The 3,781-nt window shown below is 44.6% G+C and carries 1 pseudogene; it reads right to left on the bottom strand.

Annotation, left to right across the window (positions count from 1 at the left end):
- Nucleotides 1-3,781 (bottom strand): annotated as a pseudogene (locus tag JWG45_RS14060) (peptidase M23); the annotation flags it as partial.

Here is a 3,781-nt window from a genome sequence, read left to right on the forward strand (position 1 = left end):
AGCCGCCGTTCATCCCGTTCATGATCGTGAAGATAAAGCCCTTGCTTTCCTTCTCAGCGTCGTTCGCCTTTGCTTGAGCAGCGATGCGGGCTTCGATGTCTTCTTGGTATTTCGAATATTTGTTGTTAACGTTTGAAAGTTCGTTTGAGGTGTATTTGGTTCCCGTTCCGTTCAGCTTAAAGTTGTATTCCAAGTTTTCGATCTGAAATCCGGAAACAACGATTAGGTTCTGGGAGCCATAGCTGATCTCAACAGGAATCCCTTTGACGTTTACCGTACCTTTGAGTTCTCGGCTTCCGGTAAATGCGCCGTTTCCGGTAAGGATTCCTCCGAACATCTCCCTGCTCAATTTCTGAAAAGAGCCTCCTCTTCCGGAGATTGCACCTTCTTCAAAGCTGTATTTTGCGGCTTCTTGATGATACTCTTTCAGACCGTTCATCGTCGGTTGAAAGGTTTTTTGAAAATTCGGTTCCAATCCTTGGAACATGGACAAAACGCTGTCTCGATTTTCTGCGTATTGTTCTTCTTGTTGGGTTTGAATCTCCTGATTCTGTGTATATTCTCCCTTTACTTCCTGCGTTTTGTCGCTGAATTGTGCGAACATCGTTTCTACGTTCTTTTGAAGATCGTCTATATAACGTTTCAGATTGGAGACTGTTTCCGCGCTAAAGGTGCTTCTGTTTGGATCCAGCATATCAACGCTCAGATTCCCCGGATTGAATTTAGTCTGGATTCGCATATATTGATATTCTAATTCTGGAGAATAGCTGTTCTTCGCCATCGCGTTTCCATTGACCACGATCTCACCGCTGTAGATTTGGCGGTACGCACTGATACCGTCTCCGTCGGTTCTGAATTCATATCCCGCGTCTCTCAGATATTTGTAGGATTCTCCGTTTAGTAGGTCTTCCAGAAGAGTCTTTTGTAGATTGGCGCTTCTTTCCTCGTTCTCTTTCTGGAGCTTTTTGGAATAATCGTCTAAATATTTCGATACGGCGCTGTTAGCCGCGATATTGAGGGCCTGGCCCCCGCCTTCTAATAACGTCTGTAACGCCGCCAAATCGTTGTTATTCGTAACCAAAGAGTTCATCTGAGAGAGGAGTTCGTTCGCTTTCTCTTGTTTTTCCGCGAGCTCCTTTTCTTGGGCAAGAATCGTTTGTGTAACCGCACTGGAACTGATTTCTTTTGGAAGGTTTCCTTGAATCCCGGCAATCATTTCCTGAAGTCCGTCTAAAAGATCGCCGGAAATATCGCGATTGGCTAATTCTTGGGATTCCGCTAAAAGTTTTTCGACTCTTTCCTTGTTTCCTTCCCCTTGATTGTTTAGAGTCTGAGCGGATTGCAACATTCCTTGAATTTGATCGTAGCTTGCTCCTTCGGAAAGAATACCCTCGACTGTGTTTTTGCCGTCTTGAATTTGTTTGGTGAGTTCCGCGCTCGTTTGAAAGTTCTTATTGAGCAGGCTATCTCTGTAATTCAGGAAGGAGATTCTAGTATGGTTTAATCCTCTTTCATCGACGGAATCGGTGATCTCGTCTCCAAGAGTTTGGTATTTTTTCTTTAAGAAACCAAGTGCGTTATTCTTTTCTCTCAGGGAAGCGGTCAGGTAATACGATGATTCGTCGAATTTTCCTTCACTTTTCGCTTTTTCGGAAAGTTCCTGAAATCGTTCCGATTTATCGAAAAATTCATTCGCTTGTTTCAGAAAATCTCGCTCTTCATCGACAACCTCAGTCTGTAGGGTGGTAGCCAAAGTAATATCGTCTTGGAATTGGGTAAACTGAGTGGTTTTAGTCTGACTCAGACTAGTTTTTCCGTTAAAATTAAAACCGCCGTTACTACCGTTGATTTCATCCTGCCAAAAAGTTTGATTTTGTGCATAACCGCTTATTTGATTCGTGATCGAATTGATTTCCGCGTTATCAACAATGTAAGCGCCGCCTCCATAAATTGCTTGGGCGAGTAAGTTGATCCGGTTGCTCGCATTCAATTCGGCGGTTTTATAAGCCTCGCTTCTACCGAAAGAATCAACGATGTTTTGCGAAAGATTAGCTCCCTGTTGATTCCAAGTCGTTTGGTTTTGCTGATTTACAAGAGCCTGTTGCATGAGATTCCCGGCGGCGGAATATTGATAGGTGTCCACTAAAGAATTGGCGGCGTTGTAAAGATTGGTAGTGTTGGTCTCTGAGTTTGTAATTTGGGTCTGAAGTTGATTCGCAAGAACGATTGCGTTCGATTGAAATTGAGCCTCCCCGTCCGAGGATGAAATTGCGGTGTTCATGCTGTCCTTGGCGGCAAGAAACCAACCCAATTCCGCTTGTTGAAAAATAGAAATCGTATTTGCCCAGGTCTCTTGCCCGCTTCGAAATTGACTGTTCGTGTTATCCGCACTTCCTTCAATATCCGCAATTTGAAATCCATAGACATCCGTAACCCAGCTCCCCCGAGCCGCTTTCATCTGTGCAATTTGCTGATCATAATTCTGAATCGTATTTAGTTTTGTCTGTTCCAGTTCCGCAAGTTTCGCTTCGTATTCTTCCTCGTAAGCCGCGGATTTTTCCTCCCAATCTTTCAGAGGATTTACAAGACTTAAAAAAGTAGCCGAGATATTCGTAAATTGTGAAGAAAGGCCCGTCCAAAAGTTCTGATTCGACTGCATCACGCTGTCGATGTATTTGTATTTTGTCTGAATCTGAACCTGATTATTCGTACCAAGCGCGCTGTACCAATTGGAAGAAGTTAGAGCGCTTCCCCCTAAAAACACCTTAGTTTCCAAAGCGATAGGGGTGGAACCGCCGAGAGCGTTACCGGCCTGAGAAGACTGGCCGAAGTCTACATTAAAGTTACCGAATATGGAATTTCGAATCGCGTTGTTGTTGGCGATTTGTTGTTGATTAAACGATTCTCCGACGGAAAGGGAATACGTGTTGTCGACAACCCAGCTAAGGTCATAACCGCAAAACAAACCGCCTCCGCAAAAAGATGTGTCTAACGCATACTGTCCTGACGACAAATTACAGGTTCCTCCAACTTCGATTCCGTTACAGACGGCTATGTTATGACCATCGCTACGGGACGCACTGCTGTTGTTTGAAGCGGCGGGATTCCCGACCAAAACTCCGTTCAGGAATCCTCCGCTCGTAGCCGACCAACCGTAAACGTTGCCGTCGGAACCGTAAGTAACGGCTTGTGAACCGGAAGATTGTCCAAGGCACCAGTTAGCCCCGCTTCCGGAAGTATGACTACAGCTCAGATTGGCCGTTCCAACTTCTTTTGAATAATCAAAGGTCTGTGTGGCGTAAGTTTCTTGCCATTTTTGAATATTCCAATAGTCGGCCATAGCGGTCGCGTTCGAGATCTGATTCTGAAAAAAGTTTCCGAGCGTTTCCGCAAGAGATCCGAGGGACGAATTAGAATCTAAAGCGCTTTGTAGATTGTCTAGAAGAGAGTCCATATCTTCAAAAACCGAATCCAAACTTGGATCGTTAGAAGCGCTCGATCTCAATTGATTTTCTTGAGCCCGAATCGAAAGGATTGTATTTTGAAGACCGGTTCGAACTCCGTTCTGTGCGTCTTGAATCAGTTGTTTATTCGCAAGCCATTGTGCTTTCGTCTGTTCGATTCCATTCAAATAATTAAGCTTGTCGTTTTCGAGACCGGTAATCGCTTGATTCCATTGAAGAATACCGTCTTGGATTGAATTCAAGGAATTCTGTTCCCAGGCGGCTTGTTTAGCAAGAAGATCCTGCCACTTCGCATCCCAAGTCTGAGCGCCTTGATA

This window comes from Leptospira ainlahdjerensis (assembly GCF_016919175.1).
GTDB lineage: Bacteria > Spirochaetota > Leptospiria > Leptospirales > Leptospiraceae > Leptospira > Leptospira ainlahdjerensis.